Origin of the sequence: Bradyrhizobium sp. 2S1, assembly GCF_011516625.5 — a bacterium.
GTDB lineage: Bacteria > Pseudomonadota > Alphaproteobacteria > Rhizobiales > Xanthobacteraceae > Bradyrhizobium > Bradyrhizobium septentrionale.
In genome coordinates, this window is sequence record NZ_CP147717.1 from 4,539,142 (window position 1) to 4,551,397 (window position 12,256).

Genomic DNA, 12,256 nt, shown 5'->3' on the forward strand with positions numbered 1-12,256 from the left:
ATGCAGATGAACGACAGCCAGCGTATCCCGGCCTCAAAAGAAAAGGTGTGGGCCGCGCTTAACGATTCCGAGATTCTGCGGCGGTGCATTCCCGGCTGCCAGTTGCTCGAAATGGCCTCACCTACCGAAATGACCGCTACCGTCGTGCTCAAGGTGGGGCCGGTGAAAGCGACCTTCGGCGGTAAGGTGACGCTATCCGATCTCGATCCGCCGAACAGCTATCGCATCTCCGGCGAAGGTTCTGGCGGCATCGCCGGCTTCGCCAAGGGGGGCGCGATCGTCACGCTGACGTCGGAAGGGCCAGACCTGACCGTTCTGGCTTACGCGGTTGACGCGCAAATCGGCGGCAAGCTGGCGCAGCTTGGCGGTCGGTTGATCGATTCCACCGCGAGGAAGCTTGCTGGCGAGTTCTTCAAATCCTTTGGTGAGGTCGTTGGCGGGGCGGCGGCGGTCAGCGTCTGAGCGCGCACAGGGGTCTTGGTCTGATCGCATCTTCGGTTAAGCTGTCCGGTAACAAACTTACTGGATGGGAGTGATCGGACCATGACCAAGGAAGGCTCCTCCGACTGGCTCGGCCTGTCGGGTCGCGTTGCTGTCGTCACCGGCGGAGGCGGCGGCATCGGCCGCGCCACTGCGGTCAGCTTCGCGCGCGCCGGCGCCAGGGTCGCAGCCCTCGATCGCGACGAGCGCGGGCTTGCCGAGACCAAGGCAAAGCTTGGCGAGTTCGGCGATGGTCACCTCGTCGCGAGCTGCGACACGACCAGCGCTGAAAGTGTCGCGGCGGCCGCTGGCGCCGTCGAGCGCACGCTTGGGGCTTGTGACATCCTCGTCAACACCGCGGCGGTGCTGCGTCCCGGTGGGCTCGATACGCTCCCGCTCGCAGAATGGAACGCGGTGCTGGCGGTCAATCTCACTGGCTATTTCATCTGCGCGCAGTCGTTCGGCGGCCAGATGCGTAAAGCGCGCGGCGGCAGCCTCATCCACGTCGCCTCGATCGCCGCCAGCAATGCGCAGGGGCAGAGCGGCGCCTACAGCGTCAGCAAGGCCGGCGTCGTGATGCTGTCGCAGCAGCTCGCTGCCGAATGGGGGCCGCACGGCATCCGCAGCAATGTGGTCAGCCCGGGCCTCGTCGTGACGCCGATGAGCCAGGCCTTCTACGATACGCCTGGGGTCACCGAGCGGCGCACCGCCGTGGTGCCGATGCGCCGGATCGGCGCGCCGCAGGATATGGCGGATGCGATCCTGTTCCTGGCGAGCGACCGCTCGTCCTACGTCAATGGTGAGGAGATCATCGTCGATGGCGGCTATGCGCGGACGCTGATGAGCCACGTGCCGCGGCCGGGGTTTTAGGGCGCGCGGCACCCGCAAACTCGGTGTCGTCCCGGCCTTGAGCCGGGACCCATAACCACCGTTCTAGGGAGTGAAAGGGGTTATCGCCCCAGCGGAGCAAAGCAATTTCCAGTTGGGGTAATGGGTCCCGGCTTTCGCCGGGACGACGGCAAGTACTGGTCTTAATCGAACAGGCTGGAGACCGACTCTTCCGCCGCGGTGCGGCCGATCGCTTCGGCGATCAGGCCGGCGACCGAGATTTGGCGGATGTTCGGTGCCTTGTTGACGGCTTCGGTCGGCAGGATCGAGTCGGTGATGACCAGTTCCTTCAGCCGCGACGATGCGATGCGCGCGGCGGCGCCGCCCGACAGCACGCCGTGGGTGATGTAGGCCGAGACCTCCTTGGCGCCGTGGGCGATCAGCGCCTCGGCCGCGTTCACCAGCGTGCCGCCGGAATCGACGATGTCGTCGACCAGGATGCAATTGTAGCCGGCGACGTCGCCGATCACGTTCATCACTTCGGATTCACCGGGGCGCTCGCGGCGCTTGTCGACGATCGCGAGCGGGGTGTTGATGCGCTTGGCGAGGCCACGCGCGCGCGCCACGCCGCCGACGTCCGGCGACACCACCATCACCTTGGCGAGGTCGAACTTTTCTCTGATATCGCGCACCATCAGCGGCGCCGCGAACAGATTGTCGACCGGGATGTCGAAGAAGCCCTGGATCTGGCCGGCGTGCAGGTCGAGCGTCATGACGCGATCGACGCCGGCGTGCGCGATCAGATTGGCGACGAGCTTGGCCGAGATCGGCGTCCGCGAGCCGGACCTGCGATCCTGCCTGGCGTAGCCGAAATAGGGCACCACCGCGGTGATGCGGCGCGCCGAGGAACGGCGCAGCGCATCGGTGATGATCAAAAGCTCCATCAAATTGTCGTTCGCCGGATACGACGTCGACTGCAGGATGAACATGTCCGAGCCGCGGACGTTCTCCTGGATCTCGACGAAGATCTCCATGTCGGCGAAGCGCCGGACCACGGCCTTGGTCAGTTCGATGCCAAGGCCCTTGGCGATGTCCTGCGCCAGCGCAGGATTGGAGTTGCCGGCGACGAGCTTGATTGATCCGTTCTTTGCCGACATCGATGCTTCCCCCCGCGCCTTGCTGGATACGACGTTCAGCATCTCAAGTCCTTACAGAACCGGCGGGTTTTCGGTGCGCGAGGGAATATCAGGGAGGCGGCTTGGCTGGCAACCCATTAGCCCGCTTTCGCCGCCGTTTTCCTGGGCAAAAACGCCTGTCTCCGGGACATAACGGGGTCTAATTGGCGGAATAGCCGAGCGCCACGGTCTCGGCCATGGCGGGGGCCGGGGCGCTCGCGACGGTCGGCCCGCGGAGCTCCGGGGCCGGGGCGGGCGCCGGGCCGCCATTGATCATGCTGGACAGGCCGCTGAACCCGGCCTGGGCGATCCTGCGCAGCACCAGATCGTCGGCGGGGGCCCAGGCGTCGCGGCCGGGCTTGCCTGCGGGCTCCTCGCCGGAGAGGCGGAGGGCGTGTTGCTGATTGCTGTCGTAGACGTCCCACACCCACGCGATCATCGTGCGGCCGCGCACCACCTGTGCCGACAGATAGCTCCGCACGCGGTAGGCCGCGGCGCCCTGGCGCGACACGACCGACAGGCTGCGCAGCTTGGATTCGCTATCGAGCACGCCGACCATGCGGTCGAACACCTGGGGCGGCGGGCCGTCGATCGATTCGAACGAAACGGTCGCGCCACTCGTCGCCGGTGTGGCCATGGCATAGGAATCGGCCACATTGCCGCCGGCCGCGCATCCGCCAAGCGCGCACGCGATCGCAATCCACGTGACGGCGAGCGCGGCGCGCACGGCTGTCCCAGTTTGAAACTGGTGGTTTGACGCTTCCCTCATTGCGTCCTGCGATATCGTTAAAATGGCTTAACGTCTAGGGCAGGAGGGCCACAGCCCTTAACCGATCCGGCGGCTGCGCCACGAGGTTTCGGATTTCCCTGCTCAGTCAGAGAGATGGTGCCGCATGGCTGCGGTGATCCAGGCCCATTCCCGGTTCGGGCTCGCGTCCGGCGACTGCCCGCGCATGATGGCGACGAGCTCCCAGTAACGCGCCGCGCGGTCGTCATGCAGCGCATATTTGCCGCCGATCCAGTTGCGGAATTCCTGGTCGGGTTCGCGTTTCAGCAATCGCGCCGACGTCTCGAGCCAGTCGCGCGCCAGCGCCTGGCCTGCCTCCGACGTCGGTCCGAGGTCGCGCGCGATGATCTCTTTGGCCCTCGCCAGCACGGTCTCGTTGGCCTGTTGCCAGGCGGCGAGATCCAGCACGCGGTGATTCCAGACGTCCTCAGCGTTGGCACGGAGGTTGGCGACAAGGGAGGGATCATTGAGCATCTCCGAAAGCTCGATCCAGGCGTCGCATTGCGCGGGCGTCGGCTCGTCGGGCAATTCGGGCACGCTGGTTTCGATCATCTGCCGGACCCAATTCCGGTCGATGTTGATGCCGTCGGACACTTTCTCGAAAAAGCGTTCGACGACGTTGCGGCGCTCGGTGCGGGACAGCTGGGTCATGGTCAGGTATCTCCTCAAGTCTGCTTCGGTGAGTTGCGGTGAACGCAACGCAGCCCGCAGGGCCGAGGCGACGCGGCGCTGTGCCGCGATCTCCGCTTCCAGCGTATCGAGGCGGAGCTTGAGCGCCTCGACCAGCGAGAGCTCCTTGGTCAGGACCTCACGGATGGCGTCGAGACCGAGCCCCGCATCGCGCAGGCAGCGGATCAGGTCGAGGCGAACCAGTTCGTCGTCGGTGAAGACGCTATAGCCGCTCGCGGTGCGGCCGGCCGGCGGCAGCAATCCCTGGTCCGAATAGAAGCGGAGCTTGCGGACACTGATGCCGCTGAGCCGCGCCGCCTCGCCGATGCTGTAGGTGCGTTGTGTCATGCGCCGCTTGTCCGGTCTCCAGCAGGTGGAGAGTCAAGACGTTATCGCACAGCGACGGCTAAAAATGCTCGTCTCAGCGTTCCAGCGCGATGGCGTGAACGTGCCGGCCGTAATCGGCTTCCTTGCGATGCACCGAGCGGCGGTAGCTGAAGCAGCGTTCGTCGGAATAGGTGTCGATGCCGAGATCGTCGATCATCAGCACGCCGGCATTCTCCAGCCGCATCCGGATGAAGCCGGCGAGATCGAACATCGCGTGTCCGTCGCGCTCGCCGGGCAGGAAGAACACGCCGTTCTCGGCATCGGCCTCGATGAAGCGCTCGACGAATTCGTTGCCGACCTCGTAGGACTCCTTGCGGATCATCGGCCCGATCGCCGCGACGATGCCGCCGCGCTCGGCACCGAGCTTTTCCATCGCATCGATGGTCGATTCCAGGATGCCGGTCAGCGCGCCCTTCCAACCGGCATGCGCAGCGCCGATCACCCGCGCGTTGGGATCGACGAACAGGATCGGGCCGCAGTCGGCGGTGGTGACCGATATCGCAAGCCCTTCGGTGCGTGTGACGAGCGCATCCGCCTTCGGGCGCGGCGCGCCATTCCACGGGCGGTCCACGACGACGACGTCGGGCGAGTGGACCTGATGCACGCTGATCAGGTGATCCAGCGGCACGCCGAGTTGCGCGGCCATCCGCCGCCGGTTCTCCGCAACCCTGGCCGGATCGTCGTTGGAGCCGAGCCCGCCGTTGAGGGCGGCATAGATGCCCTCCGAGACGCCGCCCTCGCGCGAGAAGAAGGCGTGGCGCAGGCCCGGAATGGCCGACAGCAGCGATGATCCCAATGTCATTGTTCGGTCTCGTCAGGCTGATCGCTCAGTCCGGCGATCGAGGTGAGGCGCGGGTCGGAGATGGCCATCGTCTTGAACATCGAGCCCATCCCGCCGCGCCCGGAATCGGTCAGGCGCTTCAGCGCACCGGCGATGTCGGCGGACATTTCGGGGCTTGCCTTCGCCATCAATCCGGCGGCGCGGGCCTCGACGCCGAGGCGCTTGAGGAAGTCACCCTGCGTCGCCGGCCCGTGGACGCGCGCGCCGACATCCTCGGCGGCCCGCGCCAGGGCCTGGAAATCGACATGCGCCGTGATGTCGGCCTGTCCCGGGTTCTTCAGCGGGTCGGCGAAGCTATGGCGCGCGATCGCCTGGAAGGTGTCGCCGGCGTCGCTGCGCAGATGGCCGTAATCGATGATCAGCGCGGCGCCGTCCTGGTCACGCACCCGCGTTGCGAGCTTCATGATCTCGTTGTCGGGCCGCCATTCGAACACCGCGCCGAGCGGGGCGGCGCGCACCAGCGGCGGCAGCAGCACCTCGAAGTGCGGCGTGGGCTCGGGAGCGGGAGCGAAATACAGGCTGCCATTGGCATCCATCCCGACCGTGCGCTCGTGCCAGCCGGTCTCGCGGCGGACCATCTGGTGGATCGGCAGCACGTCGAAATATTCGTTGGCGAGGATCACCGCCGGCCCCTCGGGCACGTCGTCGATGCTGTCGTGCCAGGTGATGTTGCGCACGCCCGTCAGGGTCTCGTACTGCTTCTCCCGCAGCACCGGATTGACCTCGACGAGGTGGATGCTGAGCGACTGGTAGAGCGGCGGCACCACGCGAAGCGCCCGCAGCGCGTCGGCCATCATGGTGCCGCGGCCGGGCCCGAGCTCGATCAGGCGCAGCGTCTCCGGCGAGCCGATCGCGCGCCAGATCGAGGCGCTCCACAGCCCGAGCAGTTCGCCGAACATCTGGCTGACCTCGGGCGCCGTGGTGAAATCGCCCTCGCGGCCGAGCGGATCGCGCGACAAATAGTAGCCGTACTGCGGATGCATCAGGCACAATTCCATGTAGCGCCAGACCGGCATCGGCCCGGACAATTTGATCAGCTTCCTGATCTCGTCCAGCAACGGGGAGGGTTCGCTCACGGCGTTCCTTGGATTGAACTTGCTTAGGTTGCAGTCGGGGCCGGTCCGTTCGCCTTGCGACGGACGGAGGCCCTGATGATGATGACGCCTACAATAATCATTGGCACCGACAGCAGCATACCCATGGTTAATCCGCCCCACAGGAATCCGAGCTGTGGGTCGGGCTCCCTGAAGTGCTCGCCGATGATGCGGGCAATGCCATAGATCGTGATGAAGCTGCCGAGGATCAGGCCGGGCCGCTTCAGCGCCCCCATCCGGATCATGATGGCCAGCGCCACGAAAAGCACGATGCCCTCAAGCCCGGCCTCGTAGAGCTGGCTCGGATGCCGCGGCAGCGGTCCGCCATTGGGGAAGATCATGGCCCAGGGCAGGCTCGCCTCGGCGTGACGGCCCCACAATTCGCTGTTGATGAAATTGGCGAGCCGGCCGAGGAACAGCCCGATCGGCGCCACCGCGGTGGTGATGTCGCCGAGCGACAGGATCGAAATGTTGTTGCGGCGGGCAAACAGCATCACCGCGGCAACGCAGCCGAGGAAGCCGCCGTGGAACGACATGCCGCCCTTCCACAATTCGAGGATCTCACCCGGATGCGCCATGAAGAAGGGCAGGTTGTAGAACAGCACATAGCCGGTGCGGCCGCCGACGATGATGCCGATCGTGACCCAGAGGATGAAATCGTCGAGCTGCGGCAGCGTGATCGGCGCCGGGCCGCCCCACAGCCGCTCTTTCTTGATCAGTGAGCGGGCATAGACCCAGCCCAGCACGATGCCGACGATATAAGCGAGCGCATACCAGCGGATCACGATCGGCCCGAGCGAGAGCGCCACGGGGTTGAACACCGGAAAGTCGATCAGCAGGAACGGCATTTGGATCAGAGCACTTTCGTGTAGACGGCGTAGGGCACGCCGTGAATGGGCGGGGCGTCATGCAGCTTGCTGAACCCCATCCTGAGATACATCGGCAGGGCGACCGTCATGATGGGGCTCGTGTGAAGCGCGATGGTCTGGCACCGGTCGCGCCGCGCTCTGGCAAAGCATTCCGACGTCAACGCATGCCCGAGTCCTTTCCCCCTGTCGACGGGGTCGACGACCAGCATGCGAATGATCGGCCATGCCTGATCGAAGAATGCGGCCTTTTTGACGCCGCGCCCAAAATAGCCGACCGCGCCGGCAAGCCGGTCACCCAGGTCGGCGGCGATGATCTCGCCGCCGGAACTCAGCTCGGAGGTTCTTGACAGGCCGGCGCGCATCGCCGGCCTGTCGTGGAAGGCATCGCGGAATTGGTCGAAGGCTGTAACCGCAAGCCGGTTCACCTCGTCAGCATCGGAGCTTCGATAATCTCGAATTCGTACGCTGTCGGCCATCCGCGTGGTTCAGGCCTCAAACCAGATTGCGGCGATAGAGCGCGAGCAGCCGCTCCCAATGGCGTTCGGCGGCGTCGCGGTCATAGACCGGGCGCTTGGGGAAGGCGAAGCCGTGATGGGTGCCGGGATAAATCTCGACCTCGTTGGTCGAGCCCTTCATGCCGGCCTTCACCTGCTCGATGATCTCCGCCGGCGCGTAGATGTCGGTCTCGGCGCAGGCGAAATAGAGCTCGGCCCTGGTCTTCTGCGCGGCGAGATGCGGGCTGTCGGGCTGGTCGGTTGCCAGATGCGTGCCGTAGACCGAGGCGGCGGCCTTGACCCTGTCGGGAAAATGCGTCGCCGCGTTGACGGCGTAACGGCCGCTCATGCAATAGCCGACCGTGCCGATGATCTTGGTGTTGGCGGCCTTCTGCGTCTCGGCATAGGCGAGCAGGCCCCTGGTGTCTTCCATGACCAGCGGAATGTTGAGCGAGTGCATCAGCTCGAACATGCGCTTGCGCTCCGGCGATTCCGGATCGGGATTGATTGGGCCGAGCTCCATCACGCCGGCGCGGTAATACATGTTGGGCAGCATCACATAATAGCCTGACGTGCCGAGCCGCCGCGCCATGTCGCGCAGCTCCTCGCGGATCGCCGGCGCATCCATGTAGAAGATGACGACAGGGAAGGGGCCGCCGCGCTCGGGATGGGTGATGAAGGTGGTGGTCTTGCCGTCCTTGGTCTCGATCTCGACGGTATGCTCGATCATGGCGTTCCTGCTCGCGTTATGTGTGCGATTTCTGTTGTGAGTTCATACGATTGCAAGGAAACCGGAGCATGACAAGGCAAGCTGCCGCAAGGTCTGCCATTCGCGGCGGACTTGAACCGGATGGCGGGGATCGCCATTGTCTTCTGGCAATCCAGTGAACGCGGAGAGTTTTGCGAGATGACCCAGACCAGCAACCGGTTTTTCGATGAGATCGGCCGTCTGATGAACGACGCCGCCGGCGCTGCGCAGGGCGTCAAGCGCGAGGTCGACACCGTCATGCGCAACCAGGCCGAACGCATCCTGCGCGACCTCGACGTGGTCAAGCGCGAGGAATTCGACGCGGTCAAGGACATGGCCCGCCTGGCACGCGAGGAGAACGAGGCGCTGAAGGCCCGGATCGCGGCGCTGGAAGCCAAGCTCGGGGTAGGCGGCGCGAGCTGATCTTGCTCCGATCGTCATGGCCGGGCCTGACCCGGCCATCCATCCTCCTACGAGAGAGTCCTCTTTTTGATGGATGCCGGGTCATCTAGCGCGAAGACGCGCTTCGCGCTTCTGCCCGGGCATGACAGATTGGGGGCGCAGCTAGGCCCGCAGAAAAATCCCTTCATTTCCTTGTCATTTCGGCCCTTTGGGGCTAAAAGCCCGCCACGTCCGCGGCCCCCGCACCCCTGGAGGCTTGCTGTGGACCTGAGCATGGGCCGCGCTGCGGCCTTTAACTTTTTAAATACAAGGACTTAACGCTATGGCGACCGTCAAGGAATTGAAGGCGACCGCGCGTCCGAAGAGCGGCAAGGGGGCCGCCCGGGCAGAGCGTCGCGCCGGGAGAGTTCCCGGAGTGATCTACGGAGACAACCAACCCCCCGTCACCATCTCGGTCGACGATCGTGAACTGCGCCAGCGCATCCTGGCGGGCCGGTTCCTGACCACGATCTATGACATCGACCTCGAGGGCAAGAAGCACCGCGTGATTCCGCGCGACTTCCACCTCGATCCGGTGAAGGACTTCCCGCTCCATGTCGACTTCATGCGGCTCGGCGAAGGCGCCACCATCCGCGTCAGCGTGCCGCTGCACATCGTGAACGGCGAAAGCTCGCCGGGCGTCAAGCGCGGTGGCACCGTCAACATCGTCACCCACACGCTCGACCTCGAGTGCTCGGTCGACAACATCCCGCAATATATCGAGGCCGATGTCGGCGCGCTCGAGATCAGCTACTCGCTGCATCTCTCCGAGGTCAAGCTGCCCGCGGGTGTGAAGTCGCTGACCCGCGAGGACGCAACGCTGGTCACCATCGTGCCGCCGTCCGGCTACGCCGAAGAGCAGAAGGCCGCGGCTGCAGGTGGCGCTGCGGCTCCGGCCGCGGGTGCTGCTCCGGCCGCTGCGGCGGCTCCGGCTGCAGGTGCTGCGGCCCCGGCCGCGGGTGCCAAGGCTCCCGCCGGCGGTGGCGACAAGAAGAAGTAATCGATCAGGTCGGCGCGCAATCATCTGATGGCGCGCCGACGCGGGATGCCGCGCCATGCGCCTTTTTGTCGGTCTCGGTAATCCCGGCGCGAAATACGCCAGCAACCGGCACAATATCGGCTTCCTGGCGGTCGACGAGATTGCACGGCGTCATGGTTTCGCACCATGGCGCCGTCGCTTTCAGGGCGAGACCTCCGAAGGCGTGGTCGACCGTGAGAAGGTCGTGCTGCTGAAGCCGACCACCTACATGAACGACTCCGGGCGCGCAGTGCAGGAAGCGGCGAACTTCTTCAAGCTTGCCCCCTCCGACATCACCGTGTTCCAGGACGAGCTCGAACTGCCGCCCGGCAAGGTGCGCGTCAAGATCGGCGGCGGGATCGCCGGCCATAACGGGCTGCGCTCGATCTCCGCGCATATCGGCAACGAATATCGGCGCGTGCGGATCGGGATCGGTCATCCCGGCGTCAGGGAGCTCGTGCACAGCCACGTACTGTCGGACTTCGCCAAGAGCGACCGGGCGTGGGTGGAGGCCTTGTGCCAGGCCATCGCCGACAATGCCGGCCTGCTGGCGACGGGGCACGACGCCTCGTTCGCCAACAAGGTGCATCTGACGATGCAGGCCAAGGGATTTTTCGACAAGGGTGAGAACGGCGGCGAGCCAGCCTGATTTCCCTTGTCGTCATGCCCGGCCTTGTGCCGGGCATCCACGTCTTTGGTGCCAGTTGCGCAGAAAGACGTGGATGGCCGGGACGAGCCCGGCCATGACAAACCAGAGAACGTTGAGGAAGACATGGGATTCAAATGCGGGATCGTCGGGCTGCCTAACGTCGGCAAGTCGACGCTGTTCAATGCGCTGACCGAGACGGCGGCTGCCCAGGCGGCGAACTATCCGTTCTGCACCATCGAGCCGAATGTCGGCGAGGTGGCGGTGCCCGATCCGCGGCTGGAGAAGCTGTCGGCGATCGCCAAGTCCGCGCAGATCATCCCGACCCGGCTGACCTTCGTCGATATCGCGGGCCTGGTGCGCGGCGCGTCGCAGGGCGAAGGCCTCGGCAACCAGTTCCTCGCCAACATCCGCGAAGTCGACGCCATCGCCCATGTGGTGCGCTGCTTCGAGGATTCCGACATCACCCATGTCGAAGGCAAGATCGCGCCGCTCGCCGATATCGAGACCATCGAGACCGAGCTGATGCTGTCCGACCTCGACAGCCTCGAGAAGCGCGTCGACAACCTGTCGAAGAAGGCCAAGGGCAACGACAAGGAAGCCAAGGAGCAGCTCGAGCTCGTCAACCGCGCGCTGGTGCTGCTGCGCGACGGCAAGCCGGCGCGCGGGCTGGAGCGCAAGCCGGAGGAGGAGCGTGCGTTCCGCATGCTCGGGCTCCTGACCTCGAAGCCGGTGCTCTATGTCTGCAACGTCGAGGAAGGCTCGGCGAAGGACGGCAACAATTTCTCGAAGGCGGTGTTCGAACGCGCCAAGGAGGAGGGCGCGGTTGCGGTCGTGATCTCGGCCAAGATCGAATCCGAGATCGCGACGCTGTCGCGCGAGGAGCGTGTCGACTTCCTGGAGACGCTCGGCCTCGAAGAGGCCGGGCTCGATCGGCTGATCCGGGCCGGCTACCAGCTGCTCGACCTCATCACCTATTTCACCGTCGGCCCGAAGGAAGCGCGTGCCTGGACCATCGACCGCGGCACCAAGGCGCCGGCCGCCGCCGGCGTGATCCATACCGATTTCGAGAAGGGCTTTATCCGCGCCGAGACCATCGCGTACGCGGATTACATCGCCGGCAACGGCGAAGCCGGTGCGCGCGATGCAGGCAAGCTGCGGCTTGAAGGCAAGGACTACGTCGTCGCCGACGGCGACGTCATGCATTTCCGCTTCAACACCTGAGCTTGATCTTTCCCACGTCGTCCCGGGCGAGCGAAGCGCGACCCGGGACCCATAACCACCGGCCGTGGTTATGAAGCACGCTGGGGCCCCACCTCGCACAAACAACCACTCCCTGTGGTTATGGGGCCCGGCTTTCGCCGGGACGACACGGAATGTGAGGCGCCGCTCTCGACTCCGTCGGAAGCGGCGAGGTTAGCGCCCGTAGAACGGCTGCGCGCTAACGGTCCGCGCGGCCGATCACGTCCATCAGCTCGGTGATCTTGCGCCGCTGGTCGGCCTTGTCGCCGGACGAGATCGCATGCTCCACGCAATGCGCCACATGATCGCGCAGGACCTCCTCCTCGACGCGGCGCAACGCCGCGCGCGCGGCGGCGATCTGCGTCACCACGTCGATGCAATAGCGGTCGTCCTCGACCATGGCGGCCAACCCGCGGATCTGACCCTCGATCCGTTTGAGCCGTTTTAAACAGGATGTCTTGACCTCTTCTCTCATAGGTCTCATATACCCCCCTAGGGTATATTAATCAAGAGGCCGGGATACCGGCCGGGAAGAGT

The 12,256-nt window shown here is 65.2% G+C and carries 15 protein-coding genes; 6 read left to right on the forward strand and 9 right to left on the reverse strand.

Going from position 1 to position 12,256, the window contains the following annotated elements; translation table 11 throughout:
* The gene (locus HAP54_RS21425) at window positions 1-462 is read left to right on the forward strand and encodes an SRPBCC family protein (protein ID WP_166303616.1); all 462 of its coding nucleotides are present in this window, start codon (window positions 1-3) and stop codon (window positions 460-462) included.
* A gap of 81 nt (window positions 463-543) precedes the next feature.
* Entirely contained in the window at window positions 544-1,350 is an 807-nt protein-coding gene (locus tag HAP54_RS21430; protein ID WP_166303619.1) for an SDR family NAD(P)-dependent oxidoreductase, read from the forward strand.
* A gap of 161 nt (window positions 1,351-1,511) precedes the next feature.
* Here the strand turns inward: HAP54_RS21430 and HAP54_RS21435 are convergent, their stop codons facing one another.
* The 8 genes from HAP54_RS21435 to HAP54_RS21470 form a co-directional block, all read right to left on the reverse strand.
* On the reverse strand, window positions 1,512-2,465 hold the full coding sequence (locus tag HAP54_RS21435) for a ribose-phosphate pyrophosphokinase (protein WP_166303623.1): 954 nt from the start codon (window positions 2,463-2,465) through the stop codon (window positions 1,512-1,514).
* Between the two features lie 178 nt (window positions 2,466-2,643).
* The gene (locus tag HAP54_RS21440) at window positions 2,644-3,252 is read right to left on the reverse strand and encodes a hypothetical protein (RefSeq protein ID WP_166303626.1); all 609 of its coding nucleotides are present in this window, start codon (window positions 3,250-3,252) and stop codon (window positions 2,644-2,646) included.
* A gap of 102 nt (window positions 3,253-3,354) precedes the next feature.
* Complete coding sequence (locus HAP54_RS21445) at window positions 3,355-4,287, reverse strand: MerR family transcriptional regulator (RefSeq protein WP_166303629.1); 933 nt, start codon at window positions 4,285-4,287, stop codon at window positions 3,355-3,357.
* Window positions 4,288-4,360: 73 nt separating this feature from the next.
* Entirely contained in the window at window positions 4,361-5,128 is a 768-nt protein-coding gene (gene pgeF, locus HAP54_RS21450) for a peptidoglycan editing factor PgeF (RefSeq protein ID WP_166303631.1), read from the reverse strand.
* A complete protein-coding gene (locus tag HAP54_RS21455; RefSeq protein WP_166308222.1) occupies window positions 5,125-6,183 on the reverse strand; it encodes a class I SAM-dependent methyltransferase in 1,059 nt (352 codons plus the stop codon). Before HAP54_RS21455 ends, pgeF begins: the two co-directional genes overlap by 4 nt.
* A gap of 83 nt (window positions 6,184-6,266) precedes the next feature.
* Window positions 6,267-7,109 carry a prolipoprotein diacylglyceryl transferase gene (lgt, locus tag HAP54_RS21460; RefSeq protein WP_166303634.1) on the reverse strand — a complete coding sequence of 281 codons (843 nt, stop codon included), beginning with the start codon at window positions 7,107-7,109 and terminating at the stop codon, window positions 6,267-6,269.
* 5 nt (window positions 7,110-7,114) lie between these two features.
* On the reverse strand, window positions 7,115-7,606 hold the full coding sequence (locus HAP54_RS21465) for a GNAT family N-acetyltransferase (RefSeq protein WP_166303637.1): 492 nt from the start codon (window positions 7,604-7,606) through the stop codon (window positions 7,115-7,117).
* Between the two features lie 16 nt (window positions 7,607-7,622).
* Window positions 7,623-8,354 (reverse strand): dienelactone hydrolase family protein, encoded by a 732-nt coding sequence (locus HAP54_RS21470; protein WP_166303640.1) that lies wholly within the window; start codon window positions 8,352-8,354, stop codon window positions 7,623-7,625.
* Between the two features lie 177 nt (window positions 8,355-8,531).
* On the opposite strand from HAP54_RS21470, the gene HAP54_RS21475 reads away from it, so the two are divergent.
* The 4 genes from HAP54_RS21475 to ychF all read left to right on the forward strand — a co-directional run bounded on the left by HAP54_RS21475 (window position 8,532) and on the right by ychF (window position 11,701).
* Window positions 8,532-8,795, forward strand: coding sequence for an accessory factor UbiK family protein (locus HAP54_RS21475; RefSeq protein ID WP_166308225.1), 264 nt, complete (start codon window positions 8,532-8,534; stop codon window positions 8,793-8,795).
* A gap of 301 nt (window positions 8,796-9,096) precedes the next feature.
* Window positions 9,097-9,813, forward strand: a complete 717-nt coding sequence (locus HAP54_RS21480; RefSeq protein ID WP_166303643.1) for a 50S ribosomal protein L25/general stress protein Ctc — start codon at window positions 9,097-9,099, stop codon at window positions 9,811-9,813.
* A 55-nt stretch (window positions 9,814-9,868) separates the two neighbouring features.
* Window positions 9,869-10,480 carry an aminoacyl-tRNA hydrolase gene (pth, locus tag HAP54_RS21485; protein WP_166303646.1) on the forward strand — a complete coding sequence of 204 codons (612 nt, stop codon included), beginning with the start codon at window positions 9,869-9,871 and terminating at the stop codon, window positions 10,478-10,480.
* A 123-nt stretch (window positions 10,481-10,603) separates the two neighbouring features.
* Window positions 10,604-11,701: a redox-regulated ATPase YchF gene (gene ychF / locus HAP54_RS21490; RefSeq protein ID WP_166303649.1), complete on the forward strand. Its 1,098-nt coding sequence runs from the start codon at window positions 10,604-10,606 to the stop codon at window positions 11,699-11,701.
* A gap of 217 nt (window positions 11,702-11,918) precedes the next feature.
* On the opposite strand, the gene HAP54_RS21495 is transcribed toward ychF, so the two are convergent.
* Entirely contained in the window at window positions 11,919-12,194 is a 276-nt protein-coding gene (locus HAP54_RS21495) for a metal-sensitive transcriptional regulator (protein ID WP_029081978.1), read from the reverse strand.
* Between the last annotated feature and the right edge of the window lie 62 nt (window positions 12,195-12,256).

Bases quoted from the DNA above. Each gene is read 5' to 3' on its own strand.
- HAP54_RS21425 (WP_166303616.1), top strand. From the start codon at position 1: ATGCAGATGAACGACAGCCAGCGTATCCCGGCCTCAAAAGAAAAGGTG.
- HAP54_RS21430 (WP_166303619.1), top strand. From the start codon at position 544: ATGACCAAGGAAGGCTCCTCCGACTGGCTCGGCCTGTCGGGTCGCGTT.
- HAP54_RS21435 (WP_166303623.1), bottom strand. From the start codon at position 2,465: ATGTCGGCAAAGAACGGATCAATCAAGCTCGTCGCCGGCAACTCCAAT.
- HAP54_RS21440 (WP_166303626.1), bottom strand. From the start codon at position 3,252: ATGAGGGAAGCGTCAAACCACCAGTTTCAAACTGGGACAGCCGTGCGC.
- HAP54_RS21445 (WP_166303629.1), bottom strand. From the start codon at position 4,287: ATGACACAACGCACCTACAGCATCGGCGAGGCGGCGCGGCTCAGCGGC.
- pgeF (WP_166303631.1), bottom strand. From the start codon at position 5,128: ATGACATTGGGATCATCGCTGCTGTCGGCCATTCCGGGCCTGCGCCAC.
- HAP54_RS21455 (WP_166308222.1), bottom strand. From the start codon at position 6,183: ATGCCGGTCTGGCGCTACATGGAATTGTGCCTGATGCATCCGCAGTAC.
- lgt (WP_166303634.1), bottom strand. From the start codon at position 7,109: ATGCCGTTCCTGCTGATCGACTTTCCGGTGTTCAACCCCGTGGCGCTC.
- HAP54_RS21465 (WP_166303637.1), bottom strand. From the start codon at position 7,606: ATGGCCGACAGCGTACGAATTCGAGATTATCGAAGCTCCGATGCTGAC.
- HAP54_RS21470 (WP_166303640.1), bottom strand. From the start codon at position 8,354: ATGATCGAGCATACCGTCGAGATCGAGACCAAGGACGGCAAGACCACC.
- HAP54_RS21475 (WP_166308225.1), top strand. From the start codon at position 8,532: ATGACCCAGACCAGCAACCGGTTTTTCGATGAGATCGGCCGTCTGATG.
- HAP54_RS21480 (WP_166303643.1), top strand. From the start codon at position 9,097: ATGGCGACCGTCAAGGAATTGAAGGCGACCGCGCGTCCGAAGAGCGGC.
- pth (WP_166303646.1), top strand. From the start codon at position 9,869: ATGCGCCTTTTTGTCGGTCTCGGTAATCCCGGCGCGAAATACGCCAGC.
- ychF (WP_166303649.1), top strand. From the start codon at position 10,604: ATGGGATTCAAATGCGGGATCGTCGGGCTGCCTAACGTCGGCAAGTCG.
- HAP54_RS21495 (WP_029081978.1), bottom strand. From the start codon at position 12,194: ATGAGAGAAGAGGTCAAGACATCCTGTTTAAAACGGCTCAAACGGATC.